Raw genomic sequence first — 24393 nt, 5'->3', positions numbered from 1 at the left:
TTATTCCCCCTGCTCTGCTAATTTTTTTAACAGGATTCGAATTGTTGTTCCTTGTTTTGGACAGCTTGAAATAGCCCAATCCCAATTATCTGGATAATATAGTCGGAGCGTATCAAAAATATGGCGCAGCCCGATTCCAACTTTTCCTTTTTCTAAAGCAGTCTTTGGGTTATTCAATTCCTGCAGCTTATCTTTATTGATTCCTAGCCCGTTATCGGTTATAAGCAATTCTAATCCATCAACATGATAGGAACGAATCAAAATGGTGATTTCTCCATCTATATTTTTTGGCACTATGCCATGAAAGATGGAATTTTCCACTATAGGCTGCAGAAGCATTCGGGGGATAGGAGTCTGTTCTATTCCCGCTTCCAAATGCAGTTGAAGGTGAAAGTTTTTTTCATAGCGAAGCTCCAATATAACCAAATACTTTTGGATAATATTCAGTTCCTCTTCTACAGTTATAATACTTCCGCTTTTCCCCATATTCGCTTCTAATAGATGAGTTAATGCTGATAATACTAAAGAAGCACGGTCGTTTTGTTTCGAATCGATAAGCCAACGGAGAGTGCTGAGTGTATTAAATAGAAAGTGAGGGTTGATTCGATGCATAACTGCTCGAAGTTCCGCATGATATTTTTCACTTTGCTCCATTTCCACCTGCTGCATTAAATTTTCAATCTCATAAAGCATTTTGTTAAATTGTTCCCCTAAAAAGCCAATTTCATCAGAAGATTGGACATCTGTTCTTACTTTTAAGTCTCCTTGCTGCACGCTCATCATTTTTTTTGTTAGCTGTTTTACTGGTTTTGTCACCCTTGCTGCAAAGAAAAGTCCAATACAGAATGCAAGTAAGGAAAAAATAGCAGAGTAGAATAAAATCCGATTTTGCAGACTGTCCAACTGTCCGCTGATTTCATTCACGGGAACGGTACCTACAAGCATCCAGCCATTGCTGAGAAGCTGTTTGACACCATAGTAGGGAACACCATTTATTTTAAATTCAAATTCTTCAGCATCCTTTTGCACTACATACCTATATAAATCAGGGTTATCCACCTTTTTGTTGATTAAATGAAGATTAGAATCTATCATGATTCTTCCCTCCGTATCAACAACGAAAAACGTTCCTGTTTTGCCGAGTTTCAATTGGCCAATCGTTTTGAGAATCGTTCTCCCATCCAAGTGAACTTGAACAAACCCGATATTTTTCATGGAATCAAAATTTTTAAGCACCCTGCTGACGGGAAGAACTAAATCGGTATTTATACCACCGCCGTCGAAAGGATCATACTGAATTCCTTGCCAAACCAATGCACCATCCTTTTGTTTGGCTTCTTTGATCCAGCTTTGGTTATAGAGTTGTATTCTTTTTAGGTTTTTTTCAGAAAAAGTACCGCTTCCCCAACCATTTCCCTTCTCGTTTAATACATAAACAATTTTGACAAAGGAGTTGGAGTAAACATAATTATTTAAGAGCGAATTTATATAATTGGAATTCTTCCTCTGTTCGGATGCTGAAGTATACTTCAATTGTAAAGCGGCATCCTGAATATTTGGATCACTGCTGATAAAATCAGAGGAATCCATGCCAACGTTTAAAATGGAAGAGAGAGAATCTGCTGTTTGTTTAGCAATTTGTATGGTCGATATCCGCACATTATTCTTCAATATGGAATTAGACTCCAAGTAGAAAGACAAACAAGTAAACAGTGTCGGAATTAAAAATGCAAGCAGAAAGGCAACGATAATCTTAGATGAAAAGCTTTTTCGCCATAAAAGTTGTTTTACCATAAAACCCCGCCTTTCATATCTTCCTTTTTTTATTGTAATGGTCAAAAGGGCATTTGACCAATTAAGTTTTGTAGAAAATATGTCTGTCTATCCTATTATTTAAAATTAACATATCATTTTTTTTTCAACTATATGTCAAAGTGTTCTATTTTGAACAAAAAGAGAAAAATAGAACACTGATAATGGAACATAAAATCGAATGATAAAAACCCATTATTTTTAATTTAATACTTAATATGGTAATTTTACTTTTTATAAGTGTATTATTTTTAGGGAAACACGAGAAGAAAAATGGTGACAATTCAAACGAATATAAACAAAGAGCAAAGTCCTATAGTACTCTCGGTCTATGTTTTTCTGAAATTATCCTTTCTATTTATTAAAAACTAGACGTGATCTGCCACATGGAAATGGATTAACAAAAACAAGGCGCAATCAATGTCTATGTTGTTTTTTGATGCTTTTATTTAAAACTACTTTTTTAGCATTTTTTGATGTAAAAGTGCATTCAAATATTCGTAGGAGTTTTTCCCGATTGTTACGGGCTCCATTAATTGCTAATTTAAGAGCAAGCCAAGGTAACCGGTTCCCTTTGGAGTTTTTTTATTATATTTCGTTGGAGGTAAATGTCATTGTCCATTCTAAAACCAAAAATTAAAGTTATCGCTTCTCTGTCACTTGCTTTAATCATGGGGTTATCGACTGTAATATCACCAGCTTCCGCTGCACAGCCGGAGCCAGATACACCTTTAAATAAGAATAATTTACAAAAACTTTCTGTGAATGATACAGAAAAAATCAAAGACGGTGTTAAATTTGATCTAGGAAACTATGATGGTTATATCCATATGTTATCTGAGGATATGATCAAAGTTTCTATTCTTCCTGAAGGTACGCAAGAAAAAGACTCACCAGCCATTCAGAAGAAAGATTGGAAGACTCCTAAGTTTACAGCTGCAGAAAAGGACGGGAAGTACACACTGAAGTCAAGCGAAATCACAGTGGTTGTAAACGAACAGTCTTTTGGCATTAAGGTCCTAGATAAAAAGGGACAAGTTATCAATGAAGACTACTTAAATAATGAGGCAACAGCCGGTTACGAGAACGGAAAGCCGTACGTTTTCAAAAAAACATCCAAAGATGAGAATTTTTATGGATTCGGCGAACAAACAGGCAGCACATTCAATAAACGCGGAAAGAGTTTAGGAATGTGGAACTCGGACTCATATGGATATAACAATAGTACAAAATATGTTTATACTTCCATCCCTTTCTTTATGGGTCTAAAAGATGGAAAAGCATATGGTATTTTGTTCGATAACTCTTATCGTTCTTACTACGAAATGGCGAGCGAATCAGATGATTACTACTATTTTTACGCAAATGGCGGTCCATTAACGTACTACTTTATGAACGGTCCTGATATTTCTCACGTGTTGGATCAATACACAGAGTTAACAGGTAAAATCAATCTGCCTCCGGAATGGGCGTTAGGTCTTCAACAAAGTGCATGGGCTTATACACCTGAACAGCTTACCAGCATTGCTAAAACGTATCGTGATAAAAAAATTCCGCTCGATACACTGAACTTTGATATTGATTATATGAATGGCTATAGAGTCTTTACGTGGAACGACCCGTTCAAAAATGCTTTTGATCAAATTGAAAATATGGGAGGTTTTCACACCGTAGCTATCAATGATCCGGGAGTGAAACAAGATGATCAATATTCCATTTACAATGAAGGAACAGCAAAAGATTTCTGGGTGAAAAAAGCAGATGGAACACCTTATATCGGTCCTGTTTGGCCAGGAAATTCAGCATTTCCTAATTTTCTAAAAAGCGATGTACGCAACTGGTGGGCTGGACATACTGCATCCTCTCTTCTCGACAAAGGTGTCGATGGGATTTGGAACGACATGAATGAACCTGCCGTATTTAATGATGGGGATGGATTCTTCCATACATTGCCGCTCGATTCTTATGGGGAAGATGATCAAGGGAATAAAGTGCTTCATACAGAATTCCATAATTTATACGGACACTTGGAAAACGAAGCGACATATAACGCATGGAAGCTTAGCAAGCCAAATGAAAGACCGTTTATCCTTACTCGCGATATGTTTGCTGGTACTCAGCGCTATGCTGCTGTATGGACAGGGGATAGTTTAAGCACGTGGGAACATTTGCAAATGTCTGTACCGATGAATATGAATCTTGGTCTATCAGGAGCAGCATTTGTCGGAAATGATATCGGCGGATTTGGCGGCAAGGCAAATCCTGAACTATTTGCACGCTGGATTGAGCTCGGTTCATTCTTGCCATTTGCTCGTGTTCACTACGATCAATGGAGTGATCGAAGCTATCATCAGGAACCTTGGTCATTCGGTGAAGATGTTGAAAAGATCAGCAAAAAATATATTGAAATGCGCTATCAGTTGCTACCTTACCTGTACAATGCCTTTAATGACGCTGCAAAAACTGGGAAACCTGTTCAACAGCCACTTGTTTATCAGTTCCAAAAGGATAAAGGCACGTATAATATCGATGATCAGTTTATGTTTGGCGATTCAATGATGATTGCTCCAGTTGTCGCTGAGGGTAAAACATCCCGCGATGTATACCTGCCTCAAGGTGAAACTTGGGTGAACTTCTGGGATCACAAAGAATATCAGGGCGGACAAACAATCAATATCAATGCTCCTTTAGACTATATGCCGATTTTTGTGAAAAAGGACTCGATTATTCCGACTCGTGAAATACAGCAGCACACTGGTGAGAACGAGTTAACAAATCTTACGCTTGATACTTATTTAGATAATGAAGCAACTTATAGTTTCTATGAAGATGATGGTAAAACGCTTGACGAAAATAACGGCGAGTTTAATGTGACTGACTTCTATGTAGCTAAAAAAGGAAATCACATTGAATTTAAACAAAACAAAAAGGTTCAAAATTACGATTCAGCACTTCAATCGTATACATTGAAATTAAATCAAGCAGAAGAACCAAAGAAAATCAAAGCTAAAAATCAAGACTATACGAAAGCAGACAGTCTGGATTCATTAAAAGAAAACAGCTACTATTTCGATCATGACGCTTCAGTACTTTATGTAAAAATACCAGCTGACTTGTCAGGAAAACTACAAATTCAATAAGATTAGAGGAATGTGAACATGAAAAAACCGCTCTCTCTAATATTGACAGCGAGTTTATTATTCAGCGCTGCGCCTGCAGTGCTGGCAAAAGATCAGCCATCTGCTGGTGCAAACGATAATCTTGGTGTCTATTATGAACTATTTGTCAACTCTTTCTATGATTCAAATGAAGATGGTCATGGCGACCTTAATGGGGTAACTCATAAGCTGGATTATTTAAACGACGGAAATAGTCATACGAAAAAAGATTTAGGTGTTGACGCTGTTTGGCTAATGCCGATCTACCCATCGCCAACTTACCATAAGTATGATGCGACAGATTTCTATAATGTCGATCCGCAATATGGAACGCTTGAAGACTTCCGTCATATGGCCGATGAAGCACATAAGCGTGGACTTAAAATCATCCTGGATCTTGCGCTGAATCATTCGAGCAGCAAGCATCCTTGGTTCCAGGAAGCAATGAAAGACAAGAACAGCCCATATAGAAATTATTATATTTGGGCGGACAAAGATACGGATATAAACGAAAAAGGACCTTGGGGTCAACAGGTTTGGCAGGAAAGTTATCCCGGTTCAGGAGACTATTATTATGCCGTATTTGATAAAGCAATGCCAGACCTGAACTACGATAATCCAAAAGTGCGTGAAGAAGCCATCAATATTGGACAGTTTTGGCTGAAACAAGGTGCTGATGGATTCCGACTGGATGCGGCCATGCATATTTATACAGGCGAGACGGATAAAAACGTTGCCTTATTAAAAGAGTTCAGTCAAGGGTTAAAACAAGTGAAACCGGATGCTTATTTGGTCGGAGAAGTTTGGGATCGTCCAAATAATATCGCACCATACTATCAGGCACTGGACTCCAATTTCAATTTTGACCTTGCGGGAAAAATTGTAGATTCCGTGAAATCCGGTGTAGATAATGGACTAGTTTCCTTTGAAGCGAACACCCTTGATCTCTATCAAAGTTTTAGTACATCAGTGATTGATGCACCGTTTTTAACCAACCATGACCAAGCACGGACCATGTCGGTGCTGAACGGAGACATGGATAAAGCGAAAATGGCAGCATCAATACTCCTGACAATGCCAGGTAATCCGTACATTTACTATGGGGAAGAAATCGGTATGCTTGGTGAGGGGCCGGATGAATATAAACGTGAACCGTTCCGCTGGTATCAAGGGGATGGCGAAGGCCAAACAACTTGGGAAGCACCGCGTTATAACGTGGGAACCACTGCTGTTTCTGTTGAATCAGAAGATAAAGACAAGGATTCTTTACTTAATCATTATCGAGATTTGATTCATGTTCGTGAATCCTCTCTAGCTTTAACGAAAGGGGATCTTAACGAAGTAAAAACCGGCGACAGCAGGGTGATAAGTTATACCAGAAATTATCAGGAAGATTCCGTGCTCGTTTTGCACAATCTGTCGAAGGAAACAGTCACAGTAACCATAACTGATCCAACAGTCAAAGGCAACAAACGATTATTTTCTAACGGTGGAAAAACTAAGGTGAAGCGTGTTGACGGGAATATTCAAATCACCCTCCCAGCCTCATCGACCATTATTTTAAAGTAATTTTTAAGGACTTCTTACTGGATGGAAGAAAATGAAGAAGGGACTAACCAACATGTTAGTTCCTTCTTTAATTTAAACGGTGAAATGGACGAACAAACTTTTGATTTCCAAATCCAATGAAATGAGGGAGAATATTGAAAAAGATACATAAAATAACGGCAGGCATACTAGCTTTATCATTGCTGGCTCTTCCATGTGTACAACCTGGACAGGCCACATTGGCTGCAGCAAAACATGTACAAACAAAAATAGATAATCAACAAAAGGGAAAAAACGTTCAATCAGCATGGGATAAAAGTTCATTGTCTTTTATAACAACAGGTACAACGTCGAATGGTATTTCTGCTACCATTAAAAATGGTCAGGATTCAAGAGCAATGCAGGGAGAAGTTGTGTATGAGGTTTACTGGTCGGAAGATGGAAATCCTAAAGATGGAACAGTTATTGCGTCAGGAGAGGTTAAAGCGTTAGCACCTGGTGAAACTCAAGTTTTAACCTATCACTCTGATAAGATGGCAGAAGGAAATTATATGTTTAAAGCCTACCAGCGTCTAGATCATCCAGGAACAGGAGTATTGTGGAGTGAATCCATAAAAGTTAATGAAATTTCAAAATCAAATGAGCAGATTGAACCACAGCGTCCGTTAGACCAGTTCTTTCAATCCAGCGTAAATGGTGGAGAAGCAACTTTTACCGTACCTGAAGGGATGAAGCCGGTTGAGATTAGTTTTACAAGCTATTCTTATCCGGAAGGAACAGGACCTCAAGACTACAGCAAACCATATGAGGTGCAGACTCCATACGACAATGTTACAAAAGTATATGGACCAGGTACATATACAGTAGATGTGAATCTACCAAACGGGTACTTTCAGACAGATTTGTATTTAGGATCCGAGATTAAAACGTTAACAGATAGCGGGCATCCAATGGATAAAATAATTGATGCAGATTCTGGATTAAATTGACGAAGGTCCTTCTGAACAGGAAAAGAAAGAACTGATTGGATTTGAACAAATCAGTTCCATAAAAGTAGAAAGTAGTTATTTATAGATTTCATACTATTCTTTTTGGTAGGCTGTTTTCTATAAGTTTGTTGTTTTTGAATAAAATAGTAAACATCGCTGAAGCACTGAGCAGTCTGAATACACGTAGACTCCTGCGGGAAAAGCGAGACCCCACAGAAGCATAGCGACGAGGAGGCTCGGCACTCGTCCGCGGAAAGCAAAGTGTATTCAGGCTGCGCGTTTAAAAGCAACAATCTATACGAAAACAGCCTTGGCCTACAATTAAAATAGTCGTATTTCTTATACATAAGTAACAATAAGTGTTCATTTCTTACGTACTTTATGCTGAAAAAACCTAGCCGCTAAACCGTATAAAATCCCGCCCAAAAAGAAATATCATCTATTGCCCGGCTTGACCAAAGCGTGTATGTTGTTATATGTTCATCTCCAGTAGTTTGCTCATAAGTTAATCCGGTGAGACCAGTTGGCAGCAAACCTAATGATCGAGACAGATCATCAACCATCCCAGCTAGTCCTCTCAGAACCAAAATCACACATCCAAGCCAACAGGCTATAAGTATAATTTTGCGCGGGATAAACCTTCCCCAGAACTGAATCGTTGCAAGGGGAACAATGGTACCTGCAATAAACATGATAATAACAATATAAAAATAAATCCATTGTGAAAGAGTCGTAGGTGGTGGAGGAATCGAATCAGATGCATCACCTAAGCCAAAGCGCCCGCCATAGTACCAATAAATATGGAATAAAATAAATACGGTCACCCAAATAAATGATGCGTATCCAGCCCAAACAACTCTTTTTGATCTCTCATCAAATATTTCTCGAGTTCCTTGTTTCTTTAAGATCAATTATAAACAACTCCTCTCAGAGTGAAATGTTCAAATTCGAAATCGATTGGGACGCTAGATAGTGTTTCACTGATTGTTTAATATAGGTTTGTGATGCAACAAAGCATAACTTCTTCAGTATAATAACGTTGCCATCAGTACGGCCGGATGTCGGTAATAGCCCAATCTTATCGTAGTGCAGAAGTGTTCGTACAGTTACGCCAGTTGTGGCCAGTTCGCCGATCAAATAAGGCTTATTTGTACCTTCTATGACTCCCACTTCCTATTAACCATTGTATTTTATTACGTAAAGTAACGAGCAAGAGAAATTCAGTACAATGGCTTGATTATAGCGGGATCGCTTTGCTATATACCTTCTTTGATGATATAAAGATACAATATATGGATTGGGATAAGGAACAATATTACAAGCTCAGCCCGTGGATTATTTCTCTAGTAAACGTCATTCAAACAATACCGGCGTTAGCGATGCTAGCTGTTCTTATGCTTGTTATGGGGCTGGGAACAAACACTGTCGTCGTATCTTTATTTTTACACTCTTTACTTCCTATTATAAAAAACACTTATACTGGAATTATGGGCGTTGACCATACGCTTTTAGAGGCAGGACATGCGATGGGAATGACGCGTATGCAGATCCTTCGAATGGTCGAGCTGCCATTGTCCCTTTCCGTTATCATGGCAGGGCTGCGCACAGCTTTAGTCATTGTAATTGGCATCGCTACGATTGGAACATTTATCGGAGCAGGCGGTCAAGGGTCTATTATTGTCCGTGGAACAAATGCTTCTGATGGTGCAGGAATCATCCTTGCAGGAGCAATTCCTACAGCTTTAATGGCAGTTGTTGCTGACTTATTAATGGGATGGTTAGAGCGGGTGTTGTCACCAGCTAATAGTAGACAGATGCGTTAAAAATAAAGAATGATCGAATATACTTTTAAAGAGGGGTTACTTCTAATAATAAGTAGTTCAGTTATCTTGGAGAAATGTATGAAATAACATACCAATTAGCAGACCAAATCACATAGTTGATTTGGTCTTTTTTTCACCTTTTATCTCAACGATTATTAGATTTTAACATTAGAAATCGCAGGGCAAATCCCAATAAAATTCACATAATGACAATAGCTGTTGTCAATGCGAGAATTATGATGTTAAAAGGTGTGCTATTTACTATGTTAATTCTTATGCGTACAAATGGTAATTGTAATTTTATGTTAAAATAAATGAAGTGTTTGTGAAAATATATCATTATTATGGGCTGGAAGCCTTAAAGAAAAGCTATTCAAGTTTCTCGCTTGAAGATAAACTAAACATAATCAATTATATGAACAAGAATGGGCTGTCTCCTTTAGAAACTGCAGTGCAGTTTTATTTATCTTCTCCAGGCATGATTCGAAAATGGCGAAGTAGTTTTAGGAACGATGGTATAGACGCCGGAGATGGGGGGGATAAAAATATGGAAGCAGTAATAGATCAAAGGAAATGGCATTGGTTGGACTATTTTCTATTCCTCATTCGTACGATATGGATTACTTTTAATGGCTACTCGATATTCGTTAGTACGACAGGTTCGGAAAAGTGGTTTTTACTTTTATGGGCTAGTTGTTCTTATATAATACCCCAACTATTTTATCGGCCTGGGCTTATAAAATTCCAATATTATTTAATTGCCGAGGTGTTGTTAACGGGTTCTTTGTTTATTTACTTATCGAGTCAATATGAAATATCAGAGACTTACGATTTTTTATTCGTACCTATCCTTACTATTGCTTATGCTTGTCAAGTTAAGCCGTTAATTTGGTTAGGACCTTTCTTATACATCTCAATTTTTTTAGCTGGTACATGGGTCGGCAATTTCTTTACTGATAAGGATATCTTTGCACCCATTGTTGACACAACTATTTTTTATGGTATTGGGTTATGTTTAGGAAGGATGACCATTGTCAATAACGCTAATAAAGAGTTAATTGCCTCTATTGAGGAAAAAAACAGGGATTTGGAATATTACTCAAAAAAGATTGAGGAACTGACAATTAAGGAAGAACGAAATAGAGTTTCACAAGATTTGCATGATACAGTTGGCCATATTTTCACATCGGTCATAACAAGTTTAGATGCCCTTCCTTTTCTATATCAGGCAGATAAAAAAGAAGCAGAAAAAAGTATAAAAGAGATTTCAGATTTAGCACGAAATGGATTGAACGATGTGAGAAAAACAATTCACCAGATGTCGCCAACGAATGATCAAACGCTTGTTGAATCGGTGAAAGAATTGATTGTTGATTTTATGAAACATACATCAACAGATATAAAACTGAATGTCGAAGGGGAAGCGACCAAAGTCGGTGAAAGGATAAAGTTTGCCATTATTCGTTGTATACAAGAAGGACTTACAAATGCGAAAAGACATGGTAAGGCAACTTTTATTAAAGTAAATATTTCATTTAAACAAGAAGAATTGATTGTTCTTATTGAAGATAATGGAAATGGGTGTAATGAATTAAATTTAGGGTTTGGTTTACGCTCAATGAAAGATCGAATATCGGCATTAGCGGGTACAGTTAACTTTTATTCTAAATTGAATAATGGTATGAGGATAACGTGTAACATACCTCTATGGCAAAGGAAGTGTAAGTATAATGATTAAAGCGGCAATAGTTGAAGATCAAGAGATTTTAAGAAAAAGCTTAAAAATTGTGATTGAAAGTATTTCTGATATTGAGATTGTTGGAACTGCGGAAAATGGAGAAAAGGCAATTGCTTTATGCGAAAGGGAAAACCTTGATATTCTTTTAATGGATATTCAAATGCCGGTGATGGATGGTGTAAAGGCGACAGGTGAAATTAAAAAACGTTGGCCCAATATAAAAGTTATAATACTTACTACTTTTCAAGATGTTACACATGTTTTGAATGCCTTAAATGCTGGTGCAGAGGGTTATATATTAAAGGCTGTTGATCCTGAATTTTTAGTTCAGGGAATTAAAATGGTGTATCACGGAGGTTCCCTCATTCCTCAACAATTAGCAAAAGAGGTGTTTGGTCAGATGCAATCAAATAATAACGAACACTCGGAACAACTTGACCATAACTCTATGAATCATCCATATGATTTAAATAATCAAGAATTAAAAGTTTTAAACTGTTTAACTCAAGGATTATCCAATAAAGACATTTCAGAAAAGATGTTTCTTTCAGTGGGAACCGTGAAAAATTATATTTCTAGCATTTATTCGAAATTAAATGTAAAAAACAGATCTTCTGCTATTATTAAAGCAATGGAAGAGAGTCTTATAAGAAGATAAGAAACATTAAAGTAAGGGATTGTAGATAAAGTTAAATCGACTTTGTCTACAATCTTTTTTTATTGCAACGAACTGGAACGTTTTGAACTTGTTTACTCCATGGCAATTCATAAGGTCCATTATTCACAAAATTTCACGGTGGATCGTTTTTTAGATTTTCGCTATAAAAGAAGGCATCAATAAGTTTTCAATAGCCACTTATTTTAAAAGAAGTAATATATTTAGCCAATGGTCATAATTTGTCGTTTTTTTTATAGTTATGACTTATTAATGACTTACGGCACTACAGTATATTACCTTTTATTTGTAGAGTAGAAGTATGAAATATGAAATGAAATTTAGAAAGGAAGTAAAAAAATACATGCTCAAATCTATTGCAACTTGTAAACTGTACCTGTCTTAAAGTAAATAATGCAGTGTTTATTTTTGATAAAGTTGGAGAAGACGTAAAAAAAGATACATTAAAAGGAAATGGTAGTAGCGAAGGTGGAACATTATTAAATAAAGATACAACAATTAAACTTACTGTAAAATGGGGAGAAAATGAAGAACATATGGAATTAAAAAATAAATAATATTCTAATTTTCTTTTTCAAGAAATGGGTACTTTAGTGCAAAAAGGATTTCAAAAATAATCAATATCCATCACATTAAATAAGAGCATGTTTTAATCAATTATATATTTGAATTGCATTAAGCAGAAAGGATTTAAGGGAATTAGATGAAAAAAATAAAGAAAATAATAAAATGTATCGGAGTAATTATTATAATATTACTAATCATAGCACTTTTTTTCCCTACATGGACTCCACATATAAAAGGTGATAACAGTATAAGTGCATTAGAACAAGTAGAGATAAATGGAAGTAGTCATGAAATTATGATACGCGGCAAAGATAAGGATAATCCAGTTATTATTTTTGTACATGGAGGACCTGGATGTCCGGAAATACCATATGCTGATAAATACCAAAACTTATTAGAAACTAATTTTACGGTTGTTAATTATGATCAAAGAGCTAGTGGGAAATCATATCATTTTTTTGAAGACTATTCTAATCTTACATCAGATTTACTGGTGAATGACTTATTGGCTATGACGGATTATATATCAAAACGTTTTGGAAAAGAAAAGGTAATACTAATTGGTCATTCTTATGGTACATATATTGCAACTCAAGCTGCCTATAAAGCCCCTGAAAAATATGAAGCATATATTGGTATTGGACAGATGAGTGATACAGTAGAAAGCGAAACTGACAGTTTGAACTATTCTATTAATCAGGCTCAAAAGGCTGGCAATAAGGATGATGTATTGTATTTACAAGGTTTAACTGAAAAAATCAAAAATGGTGATACGTTTACCCCACGAAATTATGTTATGAAATATGGTGGGGCTTCAAGACTTATTGATAACCCAGATGGTGATAACATAGGTATTTTATTCAGTAGCGAGTATAATTTATTGGATGTAATCCGTTATAACTATGGGTTAGCCTATTCTCAACAGATTTTGTTAAATGAAGTATTAAAAAATCCATTACCTAATATAGTAACAAAACTTAAATTACCATGCTATTTTGTAATGGGTAAATATGACTACATGACTTCCTCTAATGCAGCAAAAAAATATTTTGATATGATTGAAGCCAAACAAAAAGAATTTATTTCTTTTGAGCAATCAGCCCATTATCCACAATTTGAAGAGAAGGAAAAATTTTATGAATGGATGTCCGATACATTCACAAAATAGATACAATTGAGTTAATCTCAATCCAGTAAAATTAAGGACTGTTGGTTAACTGCCCGCAGCCACCTTCGATGTCGGTTATCTAGCCAGTGGCAACTGATTAACGGTCACCCTCATTGCCACGGGCATTTAAAGACGTCTGTTTAACTGTCGAGAAAATCTATTAGAAAATCCTTTATTAGTTCCTTCCATTTCGACAATTCTATCTTCTAATTGGGCTTAATACTGGGCATTCACTTTCTTACTGTTCATTCATTACTCGATGAATATGGGATGCCCCCACAATTTTATTTCCTTGAATAAAGGCATCTATCAGACTTTGACTACAGAGCGTATTGATTTTTCTTGGCTCTCCTTGACTGAAGTTATAAATGACTTGAACGGCTTCTTTTGAAAAGATTTCATGAGGTGTTTCGACCATCTTTAACGGGTGGCGTATATAATCATTCGTTTCCTTCTCTGTTAAACTACTCATTTGATATCGCATTTGAATACGCTGGTCAATCGCCTCTAGCTCTTTCACTTTTAATAGGTTGCGTAGGCTAGGTTGTCCTACTACAACAAGGGAAATAGGAGACATGGAGTCTTCTTTAAAATTTAGAATGAAGCGCAGTTCCTGCGGAAAAGTGATGAGCTTCATCTAGAATAATAACGACAAGTTTTTTCTCATTCTCAAAAATATCAAGCATTAAACATTGATATTGGCGCTTTACACTTTCTTTATAAACATCAATATAAGCCTTGATTGTCTTTTATGAATTCATTAGGTCTTAGTGCAATTTATCCAATGAATTATTGTCCAGGGCTGTCCTTAAGCCCAGTTTTTTCTTATTCAACGGGTGCTTTAGTGCAACAAGGATTTCAAAAATGATCAATCTTTTTCATAAAGAAGCTTATTCATCACATTAATTAAAAGCATGTTTTGATCAATCTTTTTTTCAAAACATGTTTTTTTATTTGCACTTATATCAATATTAGCCTTAATTAAATCAAACTTTATTTCAAATCAACCCGTTTTTTTATAAGTAATGTTTCAATTATTACAAAAAACTTTTCGATCATTTTCCCTTTGAAAAGACAAAAAGCGACAACGTTTACAAAGAACACACTAGAATTTCGACAAAAAATGCTATTTGCTGAAAATTAAGAAAAATCTTGAAAATCCTGTTTTTTTTTAAAACTGTGTTATGGTTTTTTTGTGGTTACAAAAATTATTTTAGGGGGGTTATATCTTGAAAACAAGAAAGAAAGTAAGTACATTTTTAGGAACGTTGGCATTAGTTGGAGCTTTATCATTCGGAATAGTGGATAGTGCAAGTGCATATTCTGATCAGACAACTGTGCCTATTCCTGAACTATCAGGTAACTCTATACAATCTAATGCTTGGATGAGTAATACTGCTTTTTATCAAAAGCAAAGTTATCAAGTAAGTGCAAAGTTCTTAGGTTATAATCCACCTAATGCGGATTGGGTTAAAACCGCATGGACTATTAAGGCAAACGGATTAGGTGTTTCTATTGGCGGTGTTAGTGGTGGTACTGCCAATGATAACACTCTAACCGGAACTTGGACGAACTACAATACTTGGATCTCTGATTATTCAGGATCTTATTCTATTTCTGGAGTGCCAATCAGTGGTGGTGCTGATAACACTGCATCCTTCCTTGCTCGTGGTGTAAAACGTTCAGCATCCGCTTCAATTTTCCGCTGGTATTAAAATTAAATTAAACATGTTGTAACCACATACATAGAAAGTGAATATACTTAGTATTCACTTTCTAAATTATATTATACAATTAAATGGAGATAATAATGAGATATAAAATACCTAAAATTATAATTCTTTTTATTATAATATTAATTTTATCATTATACTTTACATTATATAAAATGCCTAAAAAGGAAGAGAGTATTCCATTGACTGATGATTTATTCTCGAAATTGGAAATGCAACAAAAGGCTAGTGCAACTATGTTAGAAAGAAGTTGGGGAAATGAAACGTTATTTAGACCTATAAACGCTATAGATGGATCTAAGGATGAGTATGTTACTTATTACGTTTACCAAACCGCATCACTTTTAGGTCATTCTCCTAATAAAAATTATTGTCAAACTCTCCTTCAAATGCTTCATAAAGATTCGTTTCCTAAAGAACAAGAAAATTTAATATTTTCAGGAATTGAGAGAGTTTTCAGAGCACAGAAATCTATGGAACTATGTCAAGAGAACGCAGCTCTATTACTAAGGAAGCACATAAAATATTTACTTAATACCACATATAATGAACAAGGATTTTTTCTTTCAGAAGAATTTAAAAAATTTAAAAATAAGCCTGAATATATGGATGTAAAGATACAACAAACTTACATGATGTTATATTTAGCATCTAACTATGGTTTTTTAGAAGATATAGACACAAAGAAAATAAAATACTGGATTGATACAATCATCCTAGAGGATTTTTATAGAATAGATACTGTAATAAAAATAAATAAAATGTTGGGTTATGAAACAGAATTTGAAATTGATAATAATAAAGTTTATCAGTTAGTAAACCTTAAGAGTTATAATTTTAATGATCTTTTGGAACTAAATAGTCTTACAAATATTAATAAGTTTCAAAATAATTTTAAACTTGAAAACAAGACAATATCAATTATCTTAAACAAGCTTGATAATTATCATTTTGGATTATCTGATATTCAAAGCGAATATTATAAATTAAACATTTTATCAAACTTAAATAAATCTATTAAGAAACAGGAAAAACAACTTTTATTAAGAGATTTTTCTGCATATGTATACAAAGATGGAATGTTTCCAACTATTAGTTCATTTAATAATCCTTTTAGCCCTACCTTTATTGGAAGAGATTCAGTTGAATATTCTAAATATAAAACTACTAAATACGATAAAACTATTTTTAAACATATTAAACAGGTTGATATATCTGAATTAATTAAACTAGACTCGCTTGAAGTATTTAGCTTTGTTTCACTTTTAAAATTAATAGATGGGGAAGAAATAGAGGAAAATAAAAAAGAAGAATTAAAAAAAGCTTTGCTTAAAAAAGTAAAAGAACCAATCGTTCGTTCTAATATCATGAGCTGGAGTTTTTATACGAGATCTCTACAAATATTAGAAGGTGATATTTCTAAAGACATGCTACCAAAAAACACAGAAGATATATTAAATCAAATCGTTATTTCTCAAAAAAGTTATTTTGAGAGTAATGATAATATTTCAACTTTAGTATTTTTAGATACCTTAGCAAGAACAGGGGTGTATCTAAATAAAATAAAAAAAACTGAACCCTTTATAAATAAAGTGAATATTGATATCAATTCTGATATTGCAGCTTACCTAATTTATTATAAAACCTCTTTACTTGAAGAATTAGATTTACCCTATGATAAAAATAAAATAGCAAATCATGTAAAAAATCTTTTCAAAAATCATGGATATGCATTAAATAATAAAGAGAGTTTTCCTGATATCTATTCTACCTACTTTATGATGAATACCAACAAGCTACTTATGGAGGATGTACAATGAGCAATGAGAACTTATTACGATTAGTTAATGTTGGGAAAAGTTTTCAAATGAAAAATGAGACTCTTCAAATCTTAAAAAATATTAACATTACGGTAAAGCAAGGTGAAATGAATATTATAATGGGACCCTCTGGATCAGGTAAAAGTACATTATTAAATCTAATTGGTCTACTTGATAAGCCCACAGATGGAGAAATTTACTTAAATTCTTGTCAAACAAACAACTTAATTGAAAAAGAGAGATCCAAGTTACGAGCTGAAACCATAGGGTTTGTTTTCCAGGATTTTAATTTGTTTCCTAATTTAAATACTTTAGAAAATGTAACTTTACCATTACTTATTCATAAAAATATTAGTAAAAAAGAGCGAGAAGACAGAGCAAGAGAACTACTTGATATAGTAGGTCTTTCTCATAGAATAAACCATATGCCCAAATCTTTATCAGGCGGAGAGAAACAAAGGGTTTCTATCGCACGATCTCTTGCAACTAACCCGAAACTCCTTTTAGCTGATGAACCTACAGGTAATGTTGATGAAGAAAATGAAATTAATATTATTGAATTATTCCAAAAACTGTCATTGTCAGGTGTTGGTTTAATCGTTGTTACTCATAATCCTATCTATAAAGCATATGCAGATCGTTTTTACAAGATGCGATCAGGAACACTTGAGGAGGTTAAGGACAATAATGAGGCTAAGTGATTATTTTAAGTTAGGTGGGAATAATTTTTTAAGAAATGGCTTTAAAACATTATCTCCTATTATTATTATTACAATCGGCATAATTGTTTTTAATGTAGTGACTGGTTTTTTTTCAAGTATAACAACTAGTATGAACACAACTGTTATTGACAATGACAGTTTGAAATTTATAGAGGTCGTACCTACTCCAGAAAAAGAATTGACAATGGACGATTTTCACGAAATGAATAAAATTAATGGTGTAATTACTTCTTACCCGAAAGTTCAAGCATTTGTTGGTTTAGAATATGGTGTAAATAGAGTGTCAACAAACTTAGTTGGTGTTAATAATAAAGCAGTTCGATATTTCACATCAGGAAAAGATGAATCTATTAAAAACAATGAAATTATATTAAATTCAAATATTGTGGATACTCTAAAGCCTGGTGATTCGGTCAATATAAGTTATACAGTAAAAGTAAAAGAAGGGGAAGGCATTCGGAAAATAAAAAAGGGCAAGATCCTTTCATTCTTTAATCAATTTTATTTGGCTAATTACCCTGAAGACCTGTCTTTAGCTACCTTAGATTATGTTGAACAGTTAAATGCAGAATTTTTGGGTCTTTCTCTAGCTGATTATAGAAAAAATTTAGTTTACGAATTTGGAACAGTTATTGTTGATGATGTTGAAAACATTTCACATGTAGCCGAACAAATTGAAAGCCTTGGATACGATACGAGCTATGCTTTAAAATCTTCCCAATCTATTCCAATGGTGGCCAAAATTATTATTACTGTTGGGGGCGTTGTATTAGTCATATTACTATTATTTTCAGGGATTAGTATAGCATCTATAATGGGTCAATCATTACGTGGAAGGTATAAAGAAATAGGGATTATGAGGGCTGTTGGATATGAGCGCTCCCATCTGATTAAACTTTTCTCTGTGGAAGTTTTATATATTTCACTTATATCTTTTTTCGCTTCGATTACATTAAGCTTTATTATCATACAGGGATTAGAATCGTATTTAAATAAAACTAGTGGGATTAAATATATATTTTCTATTAATATGACGGGAATGCAAGTGATTGTTAGCTTCGTATTAATCATTATAGTTAGTTTCTTAGCAAGTTTTAGACCTATTATAAAAGCCTCGTCTACAGATATTACTGAAATTATACGAGGTAATGCATCATGAAAAAGAATTTTATATTTTTAACAATACTGTTCATTTTAATTTCAATAGTATTAGTATATTTATTTAAATCAGATATCGACTATAATACGAAAATTAAAAATAATGAAGGTAGCTCAATTAGTTACCTGTCGGAGGAAGATAAGGTACCGGTTCTTAAAGTCTTTAATTTTAATCAAGAGAAGCTCACTAAAAAATATAAAATTAAAAAAGAACAGGACCTTTATTCTTCGACATTTTATAGCGGTACAGAAAAGAAAACTGTAGTAATTACGCAACAATTAGAACCTTATGGATATCAGGTATTCGTTCAAACTCAAGACGAAATTAAAAAAATTGGGAATATTAAAGAAGCTGTTCATGAGGTAGTTTTTGCTGATAATTACCTCTATGCATTGGTATATTCTCCTAATTCAATAAAGGGTGTAAATTTAAAGAAATATAAAATTACAGACTTAGAGAAACCAATAAAGACTTGGAGTATAGAGGGAAATCCTGAAAGAATGCTTATTGATCAAAAATTAAATAAAATCTATATACTAACAGTTAACAACAATACCCTTTTATATTCCTTAGATTATAAAATTGATAATTTACAAAATGTAAAGTTATTAAATAGAGCATTTGACCTTAATGCGACAATAGACAATGGTCAATTATGGTTATTGCTAAGAGAAACATTGGAAAATCAGAATGATAAATCGAAGAATAAAAACAAAGAGAGTAAAATTATTCTTCAATATGATATAGAGAAACAGGAATTCATAAATAAGATTAATACGGAATATCAACCAAAATTTATGCAGCTTGATAATAACCAAATCTATATTATTTCTGGAACACCTAACTCCTCTTATTTAGAACAATATGATAAAAAAAATTTAAGCAATACTAAAAAGGAAGTAATAAAATTAAAGGCAGATAATATAAATGGTTTTATTCATAAAAAGTATATTTTCTCAAACAAAGGTGTTTATAAAATAGAAGACGGTAACGTGAAGCAAATAATAGAAGAAAACGTATCTCCCAATATAGATTTAGTAATTCATTAGATGCATTTATATTTATAAGAGAAAGGGTTGTAATTAAATGAAAAAGATATCTATTTTAATTTCGTTAGTCATCTTATTAATAACTGGATGTAATAGTAAAACCGAAATTAAGTCCATTGACAATGTTAAGTTAGAAAGTTTAATGCAATATAAAGAAACTAATCTTGGAAATAACTCTGCAGTTAGTTCAATAATTAATTCTCTTCCAGGAGGGGAAACGTATCGTGAATTTGAATTGGAAGACGGCAATTCAATAAAAGTTATTTATGGATTAAAAGATAAATCCTCTATAACCGATAAGGATCTCTCAGACTATTGGTTAAATGACGAGACTTTAAAGAAGAACTTTCTTTATAATGTTATAGCAATGTTTATTCTTATTGAAAATGCGGAGGAAATTACATTGGAGTTGGATTCTGAGAAATATTATTCTGTAACTTTTCAAAGGGATACACTTGAAAAGGGTTTGCCTGGTTTTTTTAATAAGTATAAGAATGATAAACAGCTTTGGGAAAAAGAGCTTATAGTAGAGGTGGTAAATTCTGATAAAGAAAGGGAAGCCCTTTATAAAAAGTTTCCAATACAGATGAATTCCAATTAATTTAGAAAGCCCAATCCGGTTACCCTTGAAAGAGAGTTTGTGAAGAATTGTACTGAAGCGAATGTGGGCTTTAATTCAATAAGACCGTTAATTTAAAACGCTTGGATTATATTTTTAATCCAAGCGTTTTTGTGTGTTTATTAAGCTGTTTTTTGGCTTACTATTCCTTATGATATTTAGTCTACGTTTTTACATTTTCTCCACAGTATCTGAACTATTTATCCTAATAATGTGAACGCCAGAATAAATTTTACAGTTTTCGCTAATATGAACTTTACACTTTTAGCCACATTTGTCGCCCACTTTATTTGGAGAAGCAGGTATGATAGCCTTGTAGCAACAGCCATGGTTCTTTTATTACCAAGGCTTCAAGGCTGTTTATCATACCTGTAGAGGCTCCATGTCAAGTGGGCTATGTGCAATCTAAAGTGTAAAAGGGAACTTAGCAGAAAGTGTAAAATTCGTCTTGACGGTTACAAATAATAGGGTATCTCTTCTTTATTTTAATAGAAGGAAAGTATTATTTTCTATAGAATGTACTTAAGAAAGCTCATTTAGAAAACACTAACCCCAAGATGCAAGAATTGGAAAGCAAGAGCCCGTCCCCTTGCTTTAAAAGGGAGGAAATGAAAATGAAGAATGATGGGAAAGTCTTACGAAATAGATTAGAAAAATATAAAATGGTGGCAGCGGTGAAGGACCCAAAATATATGGAGCGGGCGATAGAATATAAAGACAATTTAAGTGCTGTATTGCTAATGACAGGAACGATTTTAACGGTAAAAAGATATGTTGATTTCCTTCAGTCGCAGGGACTTCCAGTAATACTTCATGTTGATAAAATAGGTGGCTTAGAGATGGATCGCGATGGAATTGAATTTATTAAAAGAAATGTAAAACCAGCTGCTATTGTAACAACAAAAACAGGGATTATAAAAAAGGCAAAATCAAGCGGATTATATGTTATTCAGCGTGTCTTTTTAATCGATACGGATGTTTTTACGAATTTAGTAAAGGATGCTAGCAAAAATCAAATTGTTTCCGATATGATTGAAATAATGCCATGCAGAGCGCCAGATTTTTTAGAGAAATTAAAAAAGGTATCGCCAGTACCTGTTATTACAGGTGGACTATTAAATGCACCTGAACATGCAAAAGAAGCACTTAATCGTGGTGCAATGGCCGTCACGACATCGAATGTAGAAATGTGGAAGATTGATTTAAAGAATTTCTTCATGTGAATTTATAATACTTTACGTCTATTTTATATTAAATTAATAATAGTGGATTATATTGAACATGAAGTGAATAGATTAATGGTGCGAGCAGAGAGACCTCAAATCGAATGTATAGAATATATACATTTTATTTGAGGTCTCTTTCATTTTGTGCCTTAGTGAGGTGATACGTTTCATTTTTGAAACAAATAACGGGATTAATTCTCTAAAGAGAGAGGGAGCATTTAGATGTCTAAAATTATTTTAGATACAGATATAGGTACGAATGCTGATGATGCGGTTGCATTATCCTTAGCTCTTAAATCTCCAGAAATCGAGGTAGTAGGGGTAACGACAGTATATGGGGATGTCCTAGCGCGGGCTCAGGTTGCCCATCAGATTATTCAATTGGGTGGCGAGTCGCAAATACCAATATACCTAGGGATTGAAAAGCCGTTGTTGCAAAAAAGAAAAATTTATTGGACAGGCCTTGAACATGACGGAGCAGAATTAAAGGATGATTTTTGTAAATCAGAGAAACATGCAGTTGATTTCATCATCGAAACGATTATGAACAATCCTGAAGGAATTACCTTAGTGCCGATTGGACCTTTGACAAACATTGCGACAGCCCTTATTCGTGAGCCGAAAATTGCAAGTTATGTAAAAGAAATTATTCTAATGGGGGGCGTAACTCGTCTAGGGAAAAATGGGACGAAGCTTGAAACAATGGAGCATAACGTCAAGTGTGATCCAGAAGCCGCTTCTGTTGTCTTTTCATCTGGTGCTCCGATTGTCATGATCGGTCTTGATGTGACGAGGCAGTTGATCTTTTCAAAAGAGAAAAACGAGGAATTTGCCGCCTCTGGTACACCACTAGCGAACACATTAACGAAGATGATTGAAGACTATATGCATTTTATGAACAGAGATTTTTCTTATATGTGTGACCCGCTGGCCATTAGTGTATTAGTAAATCGTTCTCTTGTCCAAACGAAACAAATGAATGTACATGTTGAATATGATCATCGGGATATGTTTGGACTTACCATTGCTGAATTAAGTGAAAATGGAAATGTTCAAGTTGCGCTCGAAGTGGATTATGATGGAGTGTTTGAGTTATTAATGAACCGAGTTTTCTCGTAACAATTTTAGAAGTATAAAGGAGAGAAAAAAATGAAGGCATTATTTAAATTATTTAGTTTATTATCAATCATATTTCTTTTGACTGCATGTGCAAATGATCAAGCAGCAAGTGATTCTTCAGCAAAAAAGGATGGTAAAACGGTTATTGAGTACTGGCATGTTAATGCTGAAACACAAGGTGGAAAAACTGTCGAAGAATTAGTGAAAGAATTTAATGCACAAAGTGAGACAACAGAAGTTGTTGCGAAATTTAACCCAGATATGTACAAAGGATTAATGCAAAACTTACAAGCGGAAGCAGCTGCAGGCAAAGCACCAGCTGTCGTACAAGTTGGATGGGCTTTTTTAGATTATTTTTCTAATAATTTTCAATACACATCACCACAAACGGTAATTGATCAACATTTCTCAGAAGATAAAACATTTTTACAGGATCATTTTTTGCCAAATGTTTTAGGTTTAGCTGTAAATTCAAAAAAAGAACAAGTAGGAATTCCTTATTCTTTAAGTACACCTGTTCTTTACATTAATAAGGACATGTTAAAAGAAGCGGGATTAGATGAAAATGGTCCGCAAACATGGGAAGAAGTGAAGGAATTTGCGAAAACAATTAAAGAAAAAACAGGGAAATTCGGATTATATATACAAGAACCAGCTGATAACTGGGCTACACAAGCTTTGCTTGAAAGTAATGGGGCAAAAATGATTACAGACGGAAAGGCAACATTTGCTTCAGAAGAAGGAAAGGAAGCCTACCAATTATGGGCTGATATGATTGTGAAAGATAAATCAGCGGCTCATTTACCTTGGGATCAAGGGGTGCAAAGTTTTATTGATAAAAACGTAGCAATGGTTTATACAACGATTGCGCAGCGTTCCAATATTCAAACAAATGCAAAGTTTGATGTAACGGCTATTAAATCTCCAGTATGGGAAGGAAAAGAACCGAAACTTCCAGCAGGTGGATCTATGCTGGCTATTACGGGAAAAGATGAAGATCAACAAAAAGCAGCATGGGAGTTTATGAAATTTCTTTATAGTGTGGAATCAATGGCAAAATGGACGGAAGGAACAGGATATGTTCCGCCGCGTAAAGACGTTGCAGAAGCAGAAAATGGTTTGAAAACTTTCTTGGCTGAAAATGAAATGATGCAAGCAGCTGTAAATCAGATGGATGCTGTTGTACCTTGGACATCATTCCCAGGTGATGCAGGCTTACAAGCGGAACAACAATTATTAGATATTCGTGATCAAATTCTTGGCGGCAGTACTTCAGTAGAAGAAGGGTTGAAACCAACAGAAGAAGCAATCAACGAACTATTAAAGTAATTTAGGATATTGATGAAGGTGGCTTGCGAAAGTCATTTCAGCGTGTAGATAAAAGTGATTTTAGCAGAAACTTCAGGCTGATCGAAAATGTTTGTCGACAGCCTGAGGTGGCTTGCCAAAGCACCTTCACCATTATAG

Annotated in this window: 21 protein-coding genes; 17 read left to right on the top strand and 4 right to left on the bottom strand. The window is 34.4% G+C overall.

Translation table 11 applies throughout. The features are described from left to right. Nucleotides 1-1794: a cache domain-containing sensor histidine kinase gene (locus ACTXGU_RS16975; protein WP_443482720.1), complete on the bottom strand. Its 1794-nt coding sequence runs from the start codon at nucleotides 1792-1794 to the stop codon at nucleotides 1-3. A 632-nt stretch (nucleotides 1795-2426) separates the two neighbouring features. Between ACTXGU_RS16975 and ACTXGU_RS16970 the strand changes: the two genes are divergently transcribed. The 3 genes from ACTXGU_RS16970 to ACTXGU_RS16960 all read left to right on the top strand — a co-directional run bounded on the left by ACTXGU_RS16970 (nucleotide 2427) and on the right by ACTXGU_RS16960 (nucleotide 7507). Continuing rightward, entirely contained in the window at nucleotides 2427-4952 is a 2526-nt protein-coding gene (locus tag ACTXGU_RS16970; protein WP_443482719.1) for a glycoside hydrolase family 31 protein, read from the top strand. Between the two features lie 18 nt (nucleotides 4953-4970). Continuing rightward, the gene (locus tag ACTXGU_RS16965) at nucleotides 4971-6539 is read left to right on the top strand and encodes an alpha-amylase family glycosyl hydrolase (RefSeq protein WP_443482718.1); all 1569 of its coding nucleotides are present in this window, start codon (nucleotides 4971-4973) and stop codon (nucleotides 6537-6539) included. Nucleotides 6540-6673: 134 nt separating this feature from the next. Then, nucleotides 6674-7507 carry a hypothetical protein gene (locus tag ACTXGU_RS16960; protein WP_443482717.1) on the top strand — a complete coding sequence of 278 codons (834 nt, stop codon included), beginning with the start codon at nucleotides 6674-6676 and terminating at the stop codon, nucleotides 7505-7507. 401 nt (nucleotides 7508-7908) lie between these two features. Here ACTXGU_RS16960 and ACTXGU_RS16955 read toward each other — a convergent pair whose 3' ends face one another. After that, nucleotides 7909-8418 carry a DUF3995 domain-containing protein gene (locus tag ACTXGU_RS16955; protein WP_443482716.1) on the bottom strand — a complete coding sequence of 170 codons (510 nt, stop codon included), beginning with the start codon at nucleotides 8416-8418 and terminating at the stop codon, nucleotides 7909-7911. A 16-nt stretch (nucleotides 8419-8434) separates the two neighbouring features. Next, complete coding sequence (locus ACTXGU_RS16950) at nucleotides 8435-8677, bottom strand: MerR family DNA-binding transcriptional regulator (RefSeq protein WP_443482715.1); 243 nt, start codon at nucleotides 8675-8677, stop codon at nucleotides 8435-8437. Between the two features lie 122 nt (nucleotides 8678-8799). On the opposite strand from ACTXGU_RS16950, the gene ACTXGU_RS16945 reads away from it, so the two are divergent. The 5 genes from ACTXGU_RS16945 to ACTXGU_RS16925 all read left to right on the top strand — a co-directional run bounded on the left by ACTXGU_RS16945 (nucleotide 8800) and on the right by ACTXGU_RS16925 (nucleotide 13479). After that, entirely contained in the window at nucleotides 8800-9330 is a 531-nt protein-coding gene (locus tag ACTXGU_RS16945) for an ABC transporter permease (protein WP_443482756.1), read from the top strand. 547 nt (nucleotides 9331-9877) lie between these two features. Next, nucleotides 9878-11068 carry a sensor histidine kinase gene (locus tag ACTXGU_RS16940; RefSeq protein WP_443482714.1) on the top strand — a complete coding sequence of 397 codons (1191 nt, stop codon included), beginning with the start codon at nucleotides 9878-9880 and terminating at the stop codon, nucleotides 11066-11068. Continuing rightward, a complete protein-coding gene (locus ACTXGU_RS16935) occupies nucleotides 11061-11726 on the top strand; it encodes a response regulator transcription factor (protein WP_443482713.1) in 666 nt (221 codons plus the stop codon). Before ACTXGU_RS16940 ends, ACTXGU_RS16935 begins: the two co-directional genes overlap by 8 nt. Before the next feature lie 416 nt (nucleotides 11727-12142). Next, nucleotides 12143-12301, top strand: a complete 159-nt coding sequence (locus ACTXGU_RS16930; protein ID WP_443482712.1) for a hypothetical protein — start codon at nucleotides 12143-12145, stop codon at nucleotides 12299-12301. A 146-nt stretch (nucleotides 12302-12447) separates the two neighbouring features. After that, entirely contained in the window at nucleotides 12448-13479 is a 1032-nt protein-coding gene (locus tag ACTXGU_RS16925) for an alpha/beta hydrolase (RefSeq protein ID WP_443482711.1), read from the top strand. Nucleotides 13480-13717: 238 nt separating this feature from the next. Here the strand turns inward: ACTXGU_RS16925 and ACTXGU_RS16920 are convergent, their stop codons facing one another. Then, a complete protein-coding gene (locus ACTXGU_RS16920) occupies nucleotides 13718-14056 on the bottom strand; it encodes an AAA family ATPase (protein WP_443482710.1) in 339 nt (112 codons plus the stop codon). Nucleotides 14057-14708: 652 nt separating this feature from the next. Here ACTXGU_RS16920 and ACTXGU_RS16915 point away from each other — a divergent pair. The 9 genes from ACTXGU_RS16915 (at nucleotide 14709) to ACTXGU_RS16875 (ending at nucleotide 24255) form a co-directional block, all read left to right on the top strand. Next, nucleotides 14709-15194, top strand: a complete 486-nt coding sequence (locus ACTXGU_RS16915) for a hypothetical protein (RefSeq protein WP_443482709.1) — start codon at nucleotides 14709-14711, stop codon at nucleotides 15192-15194. Between the two features lie 95 nt (nucleotides 15195-15289). Continuing rightward, the gene (locus ACTXGU_RS16910) at nucleotides 15290-17032 is read left to right on the top strand and encodes a hypothetical protein (RefSeq protein ID WP_443482708.1); all 1743 of its coding nucleotides are present in this window, start codon (nucleotides 15290-15292) and stop codon (nucleotides 17030-17032) included. After that, complete coding sequence (locus ACTXGU_RS16905) at nucleotides 17029-17733, top strand: ABC transporter ATP-binding protein (protein ID WP_443482707.1); 705 nt, start codon at nucleotides 17029-17031, stop codon at nucleotides 17731-17733. The genes ACTXGU_RS16910 and ACTXGU_RS16905 overlap by 4 nt, the downstream gene beginning before the upstream one ends. Continuing rightward, complete coding sequence (locus tag ACTXGU_RS16900; RefSeq protein WP_443482706.1) at nucleotides 17720-18913, top strand: ABC transporter permease; 1194 nt, start codon at nucleotides 17720-17722, stop codon at nucleotides 18911-18913. Before ACTXGU_RS16905 ends, ACTXGU_RS16900 begins: the two co-directional genes overlap by 14 nt. After that, entirely contained in the window at nucleotides 18910-19962 is a 1053-nt protein-coding gene (locus tag ACTXGU_RS16895) for a hypothetical protein (protein ID WP_443482705.1), read from the top strand. The genes ACTXGU_RS16900 and ACTXGU_RS16895 overlap by 4 nt, the downstream gene beginning before the upstream one ends. 37 nt (nucleotides 19963-19999) lie before the next feature. Beyond that, nucleotides 20000-20563, top strand: coding sequence for a DUF4825 domain-containing protein (locus ACTXGU_RS16890; protein WP_443482704.1), 564 nt, complete (start codon nucleotides 20000-20002; stop codon nucleotides 20561-20563). A gap of 632 nt (nucleotides 20564-21195) precedes the next feature. Further along, the gene (locus tag ACTXGU_RS16885; RefSeq protein ID WP_443482703.1) at nucleotides 21196-21804 is read left to right on the top strand and encodes a glycerol-3-phosphate responsive antiterminator; all 609 of its coding nucleotides are present in this window, start codon (nucleotides 21196-21198) and stop codon (nucleotides 21802-21804) included. A 225-nt stretch (nucleotides 21805-22029) separates the two neighbouring features. Continuing rightward, nucleotides 22030-22926 (top strand): nucleoside hydrolase, encoded by an 897-nt coding sequence (locus tag ACTXGU_RS16880; RefSeq protein ID WP_443482702.1) that lies wholly within the window; start codon nucleotides 22030-22032, stop codon nucleotides 22924-22926. A gap of 30 nt (nucleotides 22927-22956) precedes the next feature. Next, nucleotides 22957-24255, top strand: coding sequence for an ABC transporter substrate-binding protein (locus ACTXGU_RS16875; protein ID WP_443482701.1), 1299 nt, complete (start codon nucleotides 22957-22959; stop codon nucleotides 24253-24255). Nucleotides 24256-24393 lie beyond the last annotated feature (138 nt).

Source organism: Niallia sp. 01092 (assembly GCF_052318935.1).
GTDB lineage: Bacteria > Bacillota > Bacilli > Bacillales > Cytobacillaceae > Niallia.
This window is presented reverse-complemented; position numbering and strand designations above follow the sequence as displayed.